The sequence below is a fragment of the Streptomyces sp. NPDC102467 genome (genome assembly GCF_044765445.1).
Lineage (GTDB): Bacteria > Actinomycetota > Actinomycetes > Streptomycetales > Streptomycetaceae > Streptomyces.
The window spans coordinates 20,018-35,131 of sequence record NZ_JBIWKA010000026.1; the positions used below are offsets into that span (position 1 = coordinate 20,018).

A 15,114-nucleotide genomic window follows, 5' to 3' on the forward strand; every position below is an offset into this window, starting at 1 on the left:
CTTCCGTGGTGCAGGCATCGGACCTGTGATCTCCCATCTGCCGAGGCGATCATGCCTGGCTTCAGGGCCGCTACAAAATCCGGTTCAGCTCACACCGCCTCGTTCGGTTTGGCTGGTTCAAAGCCCGTGTCCTGACGGGCATCGTCCACAGAGTGGCTGCGGCGCAGCGAGAGGAGGATAAGAAGCGCGAAGGCAGCGAACGCGGTGCCTGTGCGTGCGTAGTTGAACGCCTCCCAACGAGCAAGGATATCGGCGTGGTCGGCGGGCGCAGAGGTGGCCGCCCACTGCTTGATGCGGCCGTTGATGGGGACGTTGCCGAGACGGGTGATCAAGAAGGACGCGACAACAAGGATCCCGGCCCCTCCGGCAAGGCGCCGTGCGGTGCCATGCGTCACTACCGCAAGTGTGAGGGCGCTGAGGGCCGATATGCCCATAGCGCCTTGCATGGTGATGCCGTTCATCTGCATCAACTGGGCGTGGAAGGACAGTCGCATCTCCAGCGGTACGGCGTTGAAGGTGGGGACGAGATTGGCCGCTCCGTAGCCGAATGCGCCGGCGAGGGCACCGGTGGACAACAGGGCGATGCCCTGGGCGAGTTGGACGCGCATGTGGATCACTCCCCCGCCTGCGGTTCGGCAGCGGGTGTACAGCCGAGTTGGTGGATACGCCTCACCCGCCCGTCTTCGGCGACCTCGCCGATCAGGAGCCACTCGCTCACCACGTGGCCGAGCTTGCGGTGTTCCGCGCTGAGGCAACAGCGTGCAGCGAATCGGCGGCCGTCAACGAGGAGATCGTCAATCCGCATGTCGCCGGCGGTGACGTTCTTGCGGGCCGGAACCGCGTGCGCGATCAGCTGGTCGCGGGTGAGCTTTGTGCCGTCGGTGATCCAGACCGCGTCGTCGGTCAGTGTGCGGGCCACGATCTGTGTCGGGTCCTCGGCCGAGAGGGCCATGTCGCGGGTGTAGTCGACCAGGAGGCGGCGCGCCGCCAGTTCAGTTATTTCTGACATGCCTGTCAGTCTTGAGGTGTGCCATATAGTTGTCAATCGTGTCAGAGATAAGGCGTCGCCGTCAGCGGGTAGAGGTCCAACGCAACCGTGCCGCGCTGGTGTCGGCAGCGGTCCGGGTGCTTGCCGAGCGCCCCGAGGCGAGCATGGCGGAGATCGCTTCCGTCGCTGGTGTCACACGGCAGACCGCCTACGTGCACTTCGGCTCCCGTGAGGTACTCCTTGCGTCCGTGCGCGATGAGCTGAGCCGCAGGGCTTTCGCCTTGCTGGATGCTGCTGATCTTGAGGCCGGTACGGCCACTGAGGCCCTCGGCCGCTTCCTCACCGCGGCCGGAACACTGCTGGCCGAGCAGGCGGCGTTCGGCCATTCAGACAGCGACTCAGAGGCCGACGCGTCACGTCACGTGCCGATCGAGCAGCGCCTGGAGGATCTGATCCGCCGTGGGCGCGACAGCGGCGAGTTCACGGTCGGCCTGGAGACCGGTTGGCTGGTCGCCGCGGTGATCGCACTCGGCCACGCCGCCGACCATCAGATCCGCATCGGCCGCATGGATGCGCGGGACGCGGCGAAACAGTTCCGTACGTCAGTGATGCGCTTGTGCGGGGCAGCTGAGTGAAACGAGTGCGCTACACGATCGGCGCTTTGCCTGTGGTGCCCTGCGGATCGGAGCAATCAAGACCTAATAGCAGTGCACGCTTACGGGTGACCCCTACTCAAGACCTGGAGCCCGACTCCTCTCCACAGGCAGAGGGCCCCGTCACCGTGCATCTGCAGGAGTACGTCGCGCATCTCGACGATGACGTCATGCTCGTGACCTGAGCCGTCCGTACGGCTACCCCACCCTCAGCACGCGAGGGCGCGAGGCGGATGCTCGCCGCGGCCCTGGTAGCCGAAGTCGACCAGTACATAGCAGAGTTGGCCGGTGGGCGCGATGAGGTCGGCCAACGCCTGGTGGTCCGCAACAGCCATCACCGCGAGCGGACGGTGACCACCGCCGCCGGACCGATCGCGGTGAAGGCACCCCGCGTGAACGACAAACGCGTCGACGCCGAGACCGGCGAGCGCAAGCGGTTCTCGTCGCAGATCCTCGCCCCCTGGTGCCGCAAGTCCCCGAAGATCAGCGAAGTCCTGCCGCTGTTCTACCTGCACGGCCTGTCGTCCGGGGACTTCGTGCCCGCGATGGAACAGTTCCTCGGCTCCTCCGCCGGCCTCTCCTCGGCGACGGTGACCCGGCTGACCAAGCAGTGGAGCGCGGATCACGCCGTCTTCCAGGCCCGTGACCTGTCGGAAACCGACTACGTCTACGTGTGGGCCGACGGCGTCCACCCCAAGGTCCGCCTCGGCCAGGCCCGCTCCTGCGTCCTGGTCCTCATGGGCGTGCGCGTCGACGGCCGCAAGGACCTCATCGCGCTCGCCGAGGGCCTGCGTGAGTCGACCGAGTCCTGGGCAGACTTGCTGCGCGATTGGCGCCGGCGCGGCATGCGGGATCCCGAACTCGTCGTCGGTGACGGCGCGATGGGCCTGTGGCGGGCCCTGGCGGAGGTGTTTCCGCGGGCCAGGCACCGAAGGTGCTGGGTTCACAAAACCCGCAACGTCATCAACGCGCTGCCGAAGTCCGCTCAGCCGGGCGCGAAGAAGGCTCTGCAGGAGATCTACAACGTGGGCTCGTGTGTGTCCATGGGCGCTCCAACGCGTGTGCGCGTTGGTGGATACGCGGCGTACGGCTGCCCGTGTACCCGCAGGCAGCGTTCTCAGGCGCTGCGGTGCCCTGCGTCATACTGCTGGTTTTCGCTGGCTGTGACGGTGCATGCGAGTTGGCACCGTTCGCCAGATAGAGCGCTCGGCAGGATCGGCAGAGGGGGCCAGCCCCGTCCTCGGCGCTGCCAACGAGGATCTGATCGCGGCGTACAAGGTCATCGCAGGCAGCCCCTGCGCTAACAGCCCGTTCAGCCATGAATCACAACGGCTGCAGATGCGCCCCTGCGACGGTGCGCTGGTGTTCGGCGTTGAGGCGCTGGGCTTCCTCGAGCTGGTCCTCGAGGACGACGATCCGGCAGGCGGACTCGATCGGTGTGCCATGGTCGACGAGTTCGCGGGCACGGGCGGCGATGCGCAACTGGTAGCGGGAGTAGCGGCGGTGGCCGCCCGCGGAGCGCAGTGGGGTGATGAGGCGGGCGTCGCCGATGGCGCGCAGGAAGCCCTGGGTGGTGCCGAGCATGTCGGCGGCCCGGCCCATCGTGTAGGCGGGATAGTCGTCGTCATCCAGCCGGTTGAAGGAGTCGTCTGCGGTCATTGCACCTCTCTTGTGGAACGCGTCGAGGGGCCCGGGCGCGTAGTTGCGCCCGGGCCCCGAAGGAACTGCTCACACCATCTGCCGACCCTCGTACTACGCCGGCCTTCTGTGTCCGCCGCCCCGACCGAACTGCTGCCGGGGGTGCGGGGATCGCGGTTGCTTGACCGGAGACCACCTCACGTTCGATGTCCTGCGGTACCCGGGCTCAACACTCCGCCCGGGCGATCCTGATGGCGCCCGCTCCTCCGTTCATTCCCTCTGAACAATCACTTGCCTACTGCTGGTACTGCTACTGCTCTCCTGCGTACTGCAGGTGGCCCGTCCCGGCGCCACTCTTCGGCAGCCAGCCCCGTCGCCCGTCCTGCACCTGCTCTGGCCTGGAACCCCACTGCCGAACCTCCCGGTGCGCGCGCCCGCAGCCGACGCCTTCACCGAGGTACCGCTCGCCACTGCACTGCGGTCCTGCGAACTGCACTTACTGATACTGCGGTTACTGCTGGTGGTGGCCCCTGACCACTGCGGGCCACCCGGTCCGGCCGTCAGCCCCGTCGCCGTCCTACGTTTTCCTGGCTTCGGAACTCCACCACCGCACCGTCCTGCAACTGCACTTACGGGTACCGCTGCCCGGCAGTTCGTCTCTGCCGGACCCTGCTCGATCTCGCTTACGAGAGAAACCATAACCACGCGCCCGCTCAATGTCTACTCCCGCCGACATAGGTTTTCGCGTGTTCGACGGTGAGAGAGTCGGTCTGAACAGCCTCGTTGCTGCGGGGGCCCGGACCGGTGCAGCGTGGACTGGAGCACCCAGGACAGGCGAGGGGGACGTGCCCGTCCTGGCCTCCGCAGCGGTTCCACCGCGGAGGTTCGGCAGGGTGAGGCCCTGCCTGATGCTCAGCGGGAGATCTGCTTGCGGGAGGACAGGCCGGGCACCTCCGCCGGGAACGCGCACGCACTACGCCCTCCACACTCCACCACCCAGCCGAAGCCCACCTGCCCGTCAAGGTTGCTGGACCTGCCGGGAGTCGCGTTTCGTGTGGTGCGGAAGAGGTCGAGGCCCTGTCGCTGCCGGACGGCTCCCCGCGCGCTGTCGCCTTCAACTCGGCGATCACGCGCGGGATTGATAGTCATCTCAAACGGGGCCGGGATCAACCATGGTGGGACCCGGCTCTCACGCCTTGGGGTGAAGCGCGCTGGTGTGTCGTCTCCTTATGTCCGCCCGGCTCACTACGAAGGTCATACCCAGTCAGACCTTTCAGGACGGAACCTCCTGTGCGCCTGTTCGCCACCGCGGCCGCCACCAGCGCCGTACTCGCCGCGCTCCTCACCCCCCGCCTACGCCGCTCCTGCCAAGCCGGCACCGCTCGGCAACCCCGGTGACGTCCTCACCATGCCCGCCACCAGCGCGCTCAAGGTGCTGCCGGTGAAAGCCGAGCACCGCACCGGCTATGAACGCACCGCCTTTCACCACTGGATCGACGCCGACCACGACCGCTTCAACGCCCGCGCCGAGGTACTGAAGGCGGAAGCGTTCATCACGCCGACGGTGGACGACGAGTGCCACATCAGCGGCGGCGAGTGGTACTCCGCCTACGACAACACCTACGTCGACGACGCGCGCCGGCTCGACATCGACCACCTCGTGCCGCTCGCCGAGGCCTGGGACTCCGGCGCCTCCACCTGGCCGGCCAGGGAACGGGAGGCCTACGCCAATGACCTCGGCGATGCCCGGTCGCTGCTGGCCGTGTCGGCGAAGACGAACGGGGCCAAGGGCGACAAGGACGTCGCCGAGTGGCTGCCGCCCTTCGCCGGGGACCGCTGCACGTATGTGACCGACTGGGTCGCCGCCAAGATGCGCTGGCAGCTCAGCATCGACCCCGCAGAGAAGGCCGCGCTCGGCAAGGAACTGGACTCGTGCCCGAACACACCGGTGAAGGTCACCTTCGCCCGGTAGTCCGCCCGTCCATAGGCCTCGCGGTCCAACTCACCTGCTGTGCAGCGGCGGTGAGGCTGTGTGCCGCGGTGCGGGTCCTTCGACGAGATGCAGTTGCGGTCCGCACCGCTCGCCTCCCGCACCTCACGGTCATCCACGGGCCCACGGCCGTATTCGCCGCCGTGGCTGCTCACCGAAACCGCCACCCGGCGACCGCGCCGGCGAATGTCAGCGCCGCCGGCAGAAGCCCAACCGGGACCCGCTGGCCGGTCACCCGCGGACCGGACACCAGGGAGGGACCGTGGCTGCCGTCGCCGAATTGCCCGCGCAGGCCGACGCCGAGCTCGGTGAACGCCTGAACAACACGTGCGAACTGGGGCAGATGGTGGTGGTCACCGCCGAGAGGGCGGACGTGGCCGAGCAGGCGGTCCAGGCGAAGCTGTCGCTACGGACGGTTGCGGGCCGATCATCCCCGGGCGCAGGGGGCGTCCGGGTCCTCCCAGGACCATGGGGCGGCAACGCTGCCGTCAGCGTCGAGTCCGCGGGTCATGTAGGCGTGAACGGAATGTTGGCGGATGCGGGCGAGACCTCCCAGCGCACCGGGGTGCCCTGCGTCGACAGCCAGCTGGTACATGCGGGTGGCTGTCTCCTCGTCGCCCTTCCACTTGATCAGCAGCGCGATACGTGCCAGAGGGAACGGTGCTCCGGCCGCGGCCGCCTCATAGGCGAGTTCTTCTGCCGCTGGGAGGGTTCCACTCGTCCAGCCGGCCAGAAGCGACCTGCTGGTCAAGGAAAGCAGTTTGTCGCGGAATTCCCGGCTGCGTGGACTGTCCGGCAAGGCTGGTTCGGCCAGCACGCGATCGTACGGGTCATGTTCCGCATATCCCGCTTGTCGCAGGAAGCCGAGCACGAAGCGGTCGGATACCAAGACTGACCGGGCTGCGACGCCCTCGGCGAGCTCGAGGGCAGCACTGCGGTCGGGGTGGAGGAGAGCGAGCAGTGCCAGCGCTCCTGGATGTCCCTGGTCGGCCGCCGGGCGGGCCAGTCTGATCGCGGTCGCGTGGTCCCCTGCCCGCGCGCGAGAGCGTGCGAGTACCACGCGTGCTGGCAGGCTTCCGCTTTTGGCAGCGGCGGCATACAGGGTTGAGGCGTAGCGAAGCCGGCTGCGTTCCTGCGCGGAATCTGCGAGCCGCAGAAGATCAGCGGCTTCGGTGAGCTGGGAGGCAGCGGCTTCCCAGAAGGAGCGCGGGGGGACGTGCATCCATCGGGTCTGGCGGCCGTGCTCCTGAAGGTAGTCGGCCAGGCGGACCATGCCGGGCAACGCGCCCATGCCGGACGTGCGCGGTACAGGTTGCAGTGGGCTGGTGGTGTGTTTGATGACGGTCTGTGCGTAGGCGAGGGCGCCTTCGAACCAGTCGGGGGCTGCCTGGCTGCGCTGCTGGTCGCTCAGGTAGCCGGGCGCAGCGGCCTCGAGGAATGCCTTGGGCAAAACGCTCAGGCCCAGGCGGTGGGCGTCCATGGCTGCTCGTATGACCGCGCTGCCGTAGATTCCGTGCTCGCCGGTGGGTTGCTCGTAGTGGAGGACCATGTCCGGTCCCGCGGCCAGCACTTGCGTGAGGTTCTCCCCGTCAGTGTCCAGGGCTGCGGCCAGTGACACGTCGGTTTGTGCTGCGCGTTGGACGGCGTCCAGGTCCTGGCCGAAGGACAGGGGCAGGTCGATGCGCGTGATCTGACGGAACAGTTCCACCGCGTTGCGGTGGGGGTTGTCGCCCTCTGGGCCCATGTCCCGGGAGATGAGTGCCTCGACCTGGTCGGGCCACATCGTGGCCATGACGAGGAACGGTCCGTCGCCGTCGAGGCGGCGCAGGAGCGCTGCCGCGACGGCGTCGCCGGCGGTGCCGTCGAGGTAACGGTGGGCCTCGTTGAGCCACAGCACGGTCCGGGGGCCGAGCGCGTCGGCCGCCAAGGCAGCCAGCAGGCTGTCCGCGTCAGCCGGAAACATCAGATCGAAGTCGTCGGGGACGCCGGCCAGCGCCTCACATGCGGAGCGGGTCTTTCCTGTGCAGGACCGGCCCGTCAAAAGGACAAACTCGGGGCGGGAGCCGGCCTCGCATGCTGCGGACACGACGTCGCTCAGCCGCGTGTCGTGAGAGCGGGGGACGAAGGTCGGCAGGATGAAGCCGGTTGAGACGGCCCGGAGCCCTGGGATGGCAGGGTGCACGCCGAGCCGCTGCTGGGACCACCAGAGCACCGGGCGAAGGCGGTCGGCCAATGCGGCTCGCCGCGCGCGCCGTTCTTCGCCTTCGAGGGCCTGCCGGGCCAGCTGCCGCTGTGCACCGATACGCACAGCGTCGGTACGCCTGCGGTGCTCGGCCTGCCACTGTGCACGCCATCGGGCTTCGTCCAGCAGCTCCGCAGCCGTTTCACCGCAGTCCACACGCACCTGCAGGACTCCGCGCCGTGCGGCTTCTGCCCGGATGCTGCCCACCACACCGAGCAGCGGCTCCAGGCGCTGCGGCATCCGGTCTCCCCGCAGCCACGCCCCGACCGTGTCACGGACGACCGGCGGGGACGGCATCTTCGACAGCGCGTTATCGGACGGCTGTCCCCCCAGCTGATCCCGTTTGAATGCGCCAATGCGACATAAGTCGTCAAGGACGGGCGAACTGCTTTTCACTACTTCCACTCCAGCGACCGAATGATGTCCGCTCCGGACACGACCGGACATCGCGATCGTAGGCAACCAACCCTGCCCGCACGGCCGAACGTCCGATCTGGTGACACAGACAGGCAGGACACCGCGCCGGACAGCCACCCTCCACATCAGTCGCACGAGCACCACGCCGTGCCGTCAAGGAGGCGCCATGCCCACCACGCACGTGCTCTCTCTCCTGCTCGCCCTCTCCATCGCTGTGCACATCGGCAGCGCGACCGCCTACCTTGCCCGCCGTGCCGGATCCAGCCCGCCCGCCTCGGTTCTCGCCGCAGGCAGCGCCGCCGCCTCAGCCATAGCCCTGTACCTGTCAAGCGTCACCGCCTACCGATGACCGGCCGCCAGAGGCTCACCCATTGGCCGGGGTGAGCAGTCTGCGCGCCTCGCGCACATAATCGAACAGCACGTGGGGGCGCTTGGAGTGGTTGACTGCGTCGTGCTCTACGGCAGCTGCGAGGTCCGCGACATGCGGGGATAATTCGGGGCTGGCGAGCAGGGCCACGTGCAGGCTCTCGCGTACCGCTGGTAGTCCCGCGTCCGTCGTGGACCATCGGCTCCTGTTCGAGCGGGCCGTGCCCGTGGTGGGCGGTGTGATCGCGACCGTCCCGGAGCGGTGCCGGCACGTAGAGGTGGCGATCGAACCCGGCAGCGACTCCTGCCGCCTCGCCTGGCAGTTGCGGAGATTTGGTCACGGACGCGAGCAGCAGCAGCTACTGCGCCTCGCCGAGGGGCGAGCAAGGGACAGCCGCTCGTCGGCGGCCCGGCCCCGGTACGGCGGTTGGCCAGTGGGACCGGCTGCGTGCACCGCTGCTACTTGGTCGTGTGGGTGAGGCGGCGTTGCTGCGGGTAGCGCGGCGATGCGGTGCTGCCGGGCGCCATTCCGCGGGTCTCGTTGATGGCGACGGTGGCCGCGACGATCGCGCCGAATACGTGGAGGCCGGTCTGTACGTCACCGCGGGCACCCGCGTCACCATGCCCGACGGGCAGATCGTCAAGGCCCGCGAGCTGACCGGTGCCTCGAACATCCTCTTCCGCCACAACTCGGCGACCGGCAGCATCGAGGCCCGCCCGAACAACGCGGTGCGGGGCGCTCTCAACGAAGGGCTGCACAGCCACCACTAGGGCTGCCGCACGTCAGATTTCCCGTCCCGTCGCGGTCCGCTGTCGTCATAGTCGGTCATTTCCTTGCGGATCGTCACGCGGCCTTGGGGATGCGGCAGGCTGGCCCTATCCCGGATCAAGCCGGGAGAGGGGCGATCGTGACCAGACAGAGGCGGTGGGCGGCGGGGGCCCTGCCCGCGGAGGCAACGCAGTTGGTCGGCAGACGTCCCGAACTCGCCGAGGTCGGGCGGCTGTTCGGGGAGTCCCGGCTGGTGACACTGACGGGTGTCGGTGGGGTGGGCAAGTCCCGCATCGCGCTGCGGGCGGCGCACGAGGTGCGGCCGCAGCTCCGGGACGAGGCATGGTGGGTGGAGCTCTCACCGCTGCGCTACGGCTCGGGGCTGGCGCACGCCATCGCGGAGGCGCTTCCGCTGGCCGACCAGAGCACCCGCCCGATGATCGATGTGCTGGCCGAGTACCTCGCCGGCCGCGAGCTGCTGCTGGTCCTCGACACCTGCGAGCATCTGGTGGACGAGTGCGCGCTGACGGCCGAAATCCTGCTGCGGGCGGCGCCGGGGCTGCGCATTCTGGCGACCAGCCGCCGTCCGCTGGGCATCATCGCGGAGCGGCTGCTGCCCGTCACACCGCTGGCCGTTCCCGGGGCCGGGGACGAGCGCACGGACTGCGGCGCGGATGCCGTCACTCTGCTCGCTGCCCGCGCTGCCGAGGCGGTGCCCGGGTTTGCCGTCACCGACGCCAACCGCCCCGACCTCGAACGCTTGTGCCGCCGCCTGGACGGTCTGCCGCTCGCCATCGAACTGGCCGCCGCACGCCTGCGTGACCTGTCGGTGGCCGAGTTGACCGAACAGCTGGCCGACCGTTTCGCGGTGCTGGGCACCACCGAGGAGGTAGTGCACGAGGCCGCTCCGCCCTGGCATCAAGCGTTGCGCACGGCCATCGGCTGGAGCCATGAGCTGTGCACCCCGGCCGAGCGCCTGTTGTGGGCACGGCTGTCGGTGTTCACGGGCAGCTTCGATGCCGAGGCAGTCCGGCACGCGTGCGCCGACGACCGGCTCCCCAGCGAGCAGATCCCCGGGCTGGTGCAGGCGCTCGTGGACAAGTCGCTGCTGATCTGGTTGCCCTCCGGGCCCGGGGAGCGGTTCCGGATGCTGGACACCATCCAGGAATACGGTGCCCACTGGCTGCGCCTCCTGGGAGAAGAGGATGTGCTGCGGCGCCGTCACCGGGACCGCTTCGCACAGCTGGCCCGCGAGGGGGATGCCGCCTGGCTGGGGCCCGACCAGTACGTCTGGTACGACCGCATGCACGCCGAACACGACAACCTCCGCGCCGCCCTGGAGTTCAGCCTCCACGCCCCGCAGGGCCATGCCGCACTGGAACTGGCCGGGTCACTGTGGTTCTTCTGGTACGGCTGCGGGTTCGCCAAGGAGGGGCGCCACTACCTGGACCGCGCGCTGGCCGCCGACACCCGGCCGAGCCGCGAACGCACCAAGGCCCTGTGGGCCTGCGCCCTCGCCTCGATGCCCCTCGGTGACGCGGAGAGCTGTACGGCCCGGGGCACAGAATGCCTCGCGGCGGCTGAACAGCAGGCCGACACCGATGCTCTGGGCCCCGCCCGTGCGGTCCTCATGGTTGCCGCGGGCCTGCGGGGCGACCTGGCCGAGACGCACGCCGCGGCCGGCCGCGCACTGGCCGTGGCCCGGGACGACGGCGCCCTCACCCTTGCCACGCTCCTGGGCCTGCTGGGCAGCAGCCACGCATACCTCTACTCGGGCCGTCCCGCGGACGCCCTTCCCCTGCTGGAGCGGCTGCGCGCGCTGTGCGACCGGCATGGCGAGCGATCGGTGCGCGCGTTCGGCGACTACCTCCGCGCCCAGGCCGAGCTGGCGCTCGGCCGACCCGCAGCCGCGCAGGGCTATGCCCTCGAGGCGCTGCGCGCCAAACACCGTATGCACGACCGCATGGGAACCGGACTGGCCATGGACGCACTCGCCGCTGCCACCAGCGCCGCCGGACAGGCCGAGCACGCCGCCCGCCTGCTCGGCCTGGCACAACGGCTCTGGGAAACCCTGGAGGGGCCACAGATGGGCATCCCCCAGTCGGTTGCCGCCCGGCAGGCATGCGAACGCACGACCCGCGACGCCCTCGGCGACCATGCCTACACGGCAGCCTTCCGGACCGGCTCCGACGCCGGCATCGCCTACGCCCTGTGCAACACACCCGCCCCACGTCCCTCACCGCAGGCACACACCGACCCGCCGGAGACTCCCTAACTGTTGCTGGCCATGAGGTTGATGGCGCCACCCGTCGGTGTTGACCTTCAAGTTGCCACGTGATCACTGATGCCACCGGCATCCCGCCCGCGATCACTCTTACCGGCGGCTGGGGTTTGGGGCACCTCGCATGATGAAGCTTCCCCGTGATCTTGGACACTCGATGGTTATGCCGCGAGGGCGTGTCGGTGCCGTTGCCTGGTCTCGGCCGGGGTGAGGTAGCCGAAGACCTTGTGTCTGCGTAGCCGGCGGCGGTTGTAGAACGTCTCGATGAAGTCGAAGAGGTCGGCACACGTGCAGTGGCCCGGTCGGGCCAGGCACGGGTGCCGATCTCTTCTTTGAGCAGGGCCCAGAAGCTCTCTGCGGCGGCGTTATCGAAGCATGATCCGGTGCGCCCGCAGCTTTGACGAAGACCCAACTCCCGTATCCGAGACCGGAATCGGGTCGAGGTGTATTCGGCGAGTTCAACCGGTCGATGCAACACCGGGTTGTTGTAGTGAGCGTAGTTGTTCTTCGAAGACTTCGGCGGGGGCCTTCCAGCCGAGGATCTTGCGGGGCCGGTTGTTGAGTGCGTATGCGACGGCTCCGAGATCTTCGGCGGACCACCGGGACAGGTCCGTGCCTTTCGGGAAGTACTGTCGCAGCAGCCCGTTGGTGTTCTCGTTCGTCGGTCGCTGCCAGGGCGAGTGCGGGTCGGCGAAGAACACCCTGGTCCCGCTCTCCATGGCGAACTGGGCGTGGCCGGAGAGCTCCTTCCCGCGGTCCCAGGTGAGAGTCTTGCGTAGTTGCCCGGGCAGCTTGGTCATCGCTTCCGTCAGCGCCGCGTTCATCGCCGTGGCCCCGTATCCGCCGAGCGCTGGCCCATTCCTGACGTACGGCTTCTCGCCCCAGCCCTCCAGCCGCGGCAGATGGACCAGGAGCGTGGAGCGGCTGCTGCGCTCGACGAGCGTGCCGATCGCCGACCTGCCCGTCCCGATGATCAGGTCGCCCTCCCCATGGCCGGGAACAGCGCGGTCGTCGGCCTCGGCCGGGCGCTCGCTGAGCACGACGTCAGCGGTGACGTGGCCCTGCGGCCTGTTCCGGGACCGCGCCCTTGGCTCCCGCAGTGCACGGCCCGTACGCAGGCACGTGACCAGCTCGCGCTTGAGCGCGCCTCGCCCCTCGATGAACAGCGCCTGGTAGATCGCCTCAGCACTGATACGCATGGACTCATCATCCGGGAAGTCGACCCGTAGCCTGCAGGCGATCTGCTCCGGACTCCACGCCGTTGACCACCGTCTGTCCTGGCGATGGGGCTTGTTCAGGCCCTTCCACGGCGGCGTCTCGGGACCGGGAACGACCGTGCCGTCGGGTCGGCGCATGTCACCGGCGAGCCGGTCCTGCACGTACTCACGCAACCGGTCGTGGCCCACGAGCTTGGCCGTCTTCGGGCGCTTCGCGGCCTGTTGTGCCTTCCACTGGGCCACCACGGCACGGTAGACCGGCTTGCCGCCCCTGGTCGCGGCGTTGCGACGCAGCTCGCGAGAGATCGTTGCCGGGTCGCGCCCGAGCGTGCGGGCGATCTCACGCACGCCCTTGTCCTGGGCCGCTGAGCCGGGCGATCTCCTCGCGTTCGGCGAACGACAGGTAGCGGCCCGAGGGCTCGTCCAGACTCAGCGGCGCCATCCCGCCGGCGTGTCGGAACCATCGAATCCCGACCGGTGCCGACACGCCGACCCCCTCGGCGGCCTGGACGGAGGTGATCCCGGATGCGATCAGACGCCAGAACTCCCGTTGCACAGCGCGCGATGGCTCAGGCCGGCCCGGTGAGCGCATCGCCGGCCGCATCGCCCTGTCCGCAGCCCACTGCCGCCGCGCACCTGATGGCGCCTGCGGCATCTGCTTCCTCGGTCGTCCCATCGCACACCTCCGTGATCAGAAGGTGTTGCGACGACCAATTGCATCCGCCATCGTTTGCCGACAGAGAGGGCTGATTGGGTGGCCCGGGTTCAGTCGCGTGGTTTGGCGCTGCGGGCGTGGCGGGCGGCCTTGAGCGTTTCGGGCAGGAAGCGGTTTTTCCACGCGGTGCGGCGTGTGGCGGCGTCGCCGCCGACGACTTCGGCCTGTCCGTTCATCAGGGCGAGGAAGCCCTGTCGGGCGACGTCCCTGCGGCTGTTCTTTTTCATACCGGGGCCGAAGGCGGTGTTGTTCATGCCGGCGCGGGCGTGGAAGTCGCTGTCGGTGGCGCCGGGCATGAGCGTGGTGACGCTCACTCCGTGTTCCTTGAGTTCTTCGCGCAGGCCGAGGGCGAACATGCGAGTGAAAGCGCGCGAGGGCCCGTAGACGGTCTCGTACGGGGTGGGCAGCGTCGCGGAGAGCGACGAGGTGATCAGGATGCGGCCCTTGCCGTTCGCGGCCATGTGGCGGGCGACGTGCTTGGCGAGGTGGACGACGGAGGTCACGTTCAGGTCGATCAGGCTGAGCTCGTCGTCCAGATCGGTGTCCAGGAAGCCCCCGCCGATGCTCCGCCCGGCGTTCAGGACCGCCGCGTCCAGTGGGCGGCCGGTCTTCTCCACCGCGTTCCACACGGTCTCCACGCCGTCGCGGGTCGCGAGGTCGGCGCGGACGGGGACCACGTCGGTGCCGTGCGCGGCGAGGTCTGCGGCGGCCTTGTCGGTTTTTTCGCTGCGGCCGGTCGCGATCAGGTCGAACCCGTTGATGGCGAACAGCAGGGCCAGCTCGTAGCCGATGCCGGAGGAGGCTCCGGTCACCAGGGCCAGCGGGCGGGGTGAGGCGGGGTCGGTCACGGGGTGCTCCGTTCGGTCGAGGAGGGTGTGGTGGTCTGGGGGCGTGCGGCAGGTTTCCCGGCGTTCCAGCTGGCGAGCAGCCGCCAGGCTTCCTGGGAGGTCTGGTCCTGGGCGGGCAGGTAGAGGAAGAGGGTCTGTTCGTCGTCGCCGGGCAGCGGAAACGCCTCGTAGTCGATGGTCAGGGCGCCTACCAGGGGGTGGCGGAAGCGTTTTTGGCCGAAGGTGCGGTTGAGGACCTTGTGGTCGTTCCACCAGCGGCGGAAGTGCTCGCTCTTCATGGTCAGCTCACCCACCAGTTCGGCGGTGCGGGTGTCGTCGGGGTGCCGGCCTGCGTCCAGCCGAAGGATCGCGGTCATCTCGGCTGCGACCTTCTCCCAGTCCGCGTACAGCTCCTGGGCCTCGGGAGCCAGGACGATCCAGCGGGTGAGGTTGCGCTCCCGGTAGGGCATGGCGTCGAAGTCGGCGAGCAGGACCCGGCACAGGTGGTTGGTGGCCAGCACGTCCCCGCGCCGGCCGATGATGAACCCGGCGTGGTCCTCGAACGAGTCCAGGAACCGGCGCATCCCGGGGCGAACCTTCTGCACACCGGGCGCGCGCCGCCGTCGCCGGGCGGGGGCGGGCTTGACCAGATCGAACAGGTGGGCGCGCTCGGCGTCGTCCAGTTGCAGCGCCCGGGCGACCGCCTCCAGCACGTTGTCGGAGGGCACGATGTCGCGGCCCTGCTCCAGCCGGGTGTAGTAATCCGTGCTCACCCCGGCCAGCTGCGCGATCTCCTCGCGGCGCAGCCCCGGCACCCGCCGGTATGCGCCGTGTTGCGGCAGTCCAACGGACTCCGGGGAGATCCGGGCGCGGCACCGGCGGAGGAACTCACTGAGGTCGACGTTACTGGCCATGTCTTCCATGTTCCCCGCCCTTGGCGGGTCGTGCGGCGCGGAAGGGGGGTCGCCGCGTCCTAGGACGCGGCGACCGGGGAATGTCCGGCCCAGGCAT

At 68.9% G+C, this 15,114-nt stretch carries 10 protein-coding genes and 3 pseudogenes; 6 read left to right on the top strand and 7 right to left on the bottom strand.

The genetic code is table 11. The features are described 5' to 3' along the window. Positions 1-89: 89 nt before the first annotated feature. A complete protein-coding gene (locus ACIREE_RS38425; RefSeq protein WP_404163322.1) occupies positions 90-608 on the bottom strand; it encodes an anthrone oxygenase family protein in 519 nt (172 codons plus the stop codon). A gap of 5 nt (positions 609-613) precedes the next feature. Further along, entirely contained in the window at positions 614-1,009 is a 396-nt protein-coding gene (locus ACIREE_RS38430) for a nuclear transport factor 2 family protein (protein ID WP_404163325.1), read from the bottom strand. Between the two features lie 98 nt (positions 1,010-1,107). On the opposite strand from ACIREE_RS38430, the gene ACIREE_RS38435 reads away from it, so the two are divergent. Continuing rightward, the gene (locus tag ACIREE_RS38435) at positions 1,108-1,623 is read left to right on the top strand and encodes a TetR/AcrR family transcriptional regulator (protein ID WP_404163438.1); all 516 of its coding nucleotides are present in this window, start codon (positions 1,108-1,110) and stop codon (positions 1,621-1,623) included. A gap of 233 nt (positions 1,624-1,856) precedes the next feature. After that, positions 1,857-2,666, top strand: a pseudogene (locus ACIREE_RS38440) (IS256 family transposase); the annotation flags it as partial. A gap of 298 nt (positions 2,667-2,964) precedes the next feature. On the opposite strand, the gene ACIREE_RS38445 reads toward ACIREE_RS38440, so the two are convergent. Beyond that, entirely contained in the window at positions 2,965-3,300 is a 336-nt protein-coding gene (locus ACIREE_RS38445) for a MerR family transcriptional regulator (protein ID WP_404163329.1), read from the bottom strand. A gap of 1,387 nt (positions 3,301-4,687) precedes the next feature. On the opposite strand from ACIREE_RS38445, the gene ACIREE_RS38450 reads away from it, so the two are divergent. Beyond that, a complete protein-coding gene (locus ACIREE_RS38450; RefSeq protein ID WP_404163332.1) occupies positions 4,688-5,251 on the top strand; it encodes an HNH endonuclease family protein in 564 nt (187 codons plus the stop codon). Between the two features lie 445 nt (positions 5,252-5,696). Here ACIREE_RS38450 and ACIREE_RS38455 read toward each other — a convergent pair whose 3' ends face one another. After that, complete coding sequence (locus tag ACIREE_RS38455) at positions 5,697-7,751, bottom strand: sel1 repeat family protein (RefSeq protein WP_404163334.1); 2,055 nt, start codon at positions 7,749-7,751, stop codon at positions 5,697-5,699. 343 nt (positions 7,752-8,094) lie between these two features. Between ACIREE_RS38455 and ACIREE_RS38460 the strand changes: the two genes are divergently transcribed. From ACIREE_RS38460 to ACIREE_RS38470, 3 genes and pseudogenes are all read left to right on the top strand, one after another. After that, the gene (locus ACIREE_RS38460) at positions 8,095-8,277 is read left to right on the top strand and encodes a hypothetical protein (RefSeq protein ID WP_404163337.1); all 183 of its coding nucleotides are present in this window, start codon (positions 8,095-8,097) and stop codon (positions 8,275-8,277) included. 593 nt (positions 8,278-8,870) lie between these two features. After that, positions 8,871-9,065, top strand: a pseudogene (locus ACIREE_RS38465) (2,3,4,5-tetrahydropyridine-2,6-dicarboxylate N-succinyltransferase); the annotation flags it as partial. A 137-nt stretch (positions 9,066-9,202) separates the two neighbouring features. Then, positions 9,203-11,338, top strand: a complete 2,136-nt coding sequence (locus ACIREE_RS38470) for an ATP-binding protein (RefSeq protein ID WP_404163339.1) — start codon at positions 9,203-9,205, stop codon at positions 11,336-11,338. A gap of 464 nt (positions 11,339-11,802) precedes the next feature. On the opposite strand, the pseudogene ACIREE_RS38475 reads toward ACIREE_RS38470, so the two are convergent. From ACIREE_RS38475 to ACIREE_RS38485, 3 genes and pseudogenes are all read right to left on the bottom strand, one after another. After that, positions 11,803-13,216: pseudogene (locus ACIREE_RS38475) on the bottom strand (IS30 family transposase). Between the two features lie 110 nt (positions 13,217-13,326). Continuing rightward, a complete protein-coding gene (locus tag ACIREE_RS38480; protein ID WP_404163342.1) occupies positions 13,327-14,124 on the bottom strand; it encodes an SDR family NAD(P)-dependent oxidoreductase in 798 nt (265 codons plus the stop codon). Then, positions 14,121-15,017 carry a helix-turn-helix transcriptional regulator gene (locus ACIREE_RS38485; RefSeq protein WP_404163345.1) on the bottom strand — a complete coding sequence of 299 codons (897 nt, stop codon included), beginning with the start codon at positions 15,015-15,017 and terminating at the stop codon, positions 14,121-14,123. Before ACIREE_RS38485 ends, ACIREE_RS38480 begins: the two co-directional genes overlap by 4 nt. Positions 15,018-15,114 lie beyond the last annotated feature (97 nt).

Bases quoted from the DNA above. Each gene is read 5' to 3' on its own strand.
- ACIREE_RS38460 (WP_404163337.1), top strand. From the start codon at position 8,095: ATGCCCACCACGCACGTGCTCTCTCTCCTGCTCGCCCTCTCCATCGCT.
- ACIREE_RS38450 (WP_404163332.1), top strand. From the start codon at position 4,688: ATGCCCGCCACCAGCGCGCTCAAGGTGCTGCCGGTGAAAGCCGAGCAC.
- ACIREE_RS38425 (WP_404163322.1), bottom strand. From the start codon at position 608: ATGCGCGTCCAACTCGCCCAGGGCATCGCCCTGTTGTCCACCGGTGCC.
- ACIREE_RS38455 (WP_404163334.1), bottom strand. From the start codon at position 7,751: ATGCCGCAGCGCCTGGAGCCGCTGCTCGGTGTGGTGGGCAGCATCCGG.
- ACIREE_RS38430 (WP_404163325.1), bottom strand. From the start codon at position 1,009: ATGTCAGAAATAACTGAACTGGCGGCGCGCCGCCTCCTGGTCGACTAC.
- ACIREE_RS38445 (WP_404163329.1), bottom strand. From the start codon at position 3,300: ATGACCGCAGACGACTCCTTCAACCGGCTGGATGACGACGACTATCCC.
- ACIREE_RS38485 (WP_404163345.1), bottom strand. From the start codon at position 15,017: ATGGCCAGTAACGTCGACCTCAGTGAGTTCCTCCGCCGGTGCCGCGCC.